Source organism: Streptomyces chiangmaiensis (assembly GCF_036281785.1).
Classification (GTDB): Bacteria; Actinomycetota; Actinomycetes; order Streptomycetales; family Streptomycetaceae; genus Streptomyces; species Streptomyces chiangmaiensis.
The window spans coordinates 1-564 of sequence record NZ_JAYWVC010000747.1 but is presented as its reverse complement, the minus strand read 5'-3'; the positions used below and the strand labels follow the sequence as shown (position 1 = coordinate 564).

At 69.7% G+C, this 564-nt stretch carries 1 protein-coding gene; it reads left to right on the top strand.

Annotated features, from left to right (window positions below):
* Positions 1-230: 230 nt before the first annotated feature.
* Positions 231-564, top strand: a 334-nt coding sequence (locus VXC91_RS46730) for an ATP-binding cassette domain-containing protein (protein WP_329513384.1), incomplete at its 3' end; no start/stop codon positions are given.

The following is a 564-nucleotide window of genomic DNA, read 5'->3' as shown; positions in this document are numbered from 1 at the left end:
CGTCAGCCGTCCCCTCGCCGCCGTCGGTCCCGCCGGTCCCGGCCCCTGACCCCGTACCGTCCGCCCCGCACTTCGTGCCCACCCCGAGCACGCCTCCCGTGAAGCTGCCGTAGGGCCCGCGAACCCGTCCGAAAAAATCCGGGTCCGCCCCGACGGACGCCCCGCCCCTCCCCGTAGAGCAGTCGTCGGAGCTACTCACGGGCGAGGGCACGGACGAAGGGCGGGACCGGATGGGTGTCGAGATCTGTGTGGAGGGGCTGACCAAGTCCTTCGGTCACCAGGTCATCTGGCAGGACGTCTCACTGACGCTGCCCGCCGGGGAGGTCTCGGTCATGCTCGGCCCCTCCGGGACGGGCAAGTCGGTGTTCCTCAAGACGCTCGTCGGCCTGCTCAAGCCGGACCGCGGCTCGGTCACGGTGGCCGGGCGGGACATCACCAAGCTGCGTGAGCACGATCTGTACGAGGTGCGGAAGCTGTTCGGCGTGCTGTTCCAGGACGGCGCGCTGTTCGGCTCGATGAACCTGTACGACAACATCGCCTTCCCCCTGCGCGAGCACACCCGCA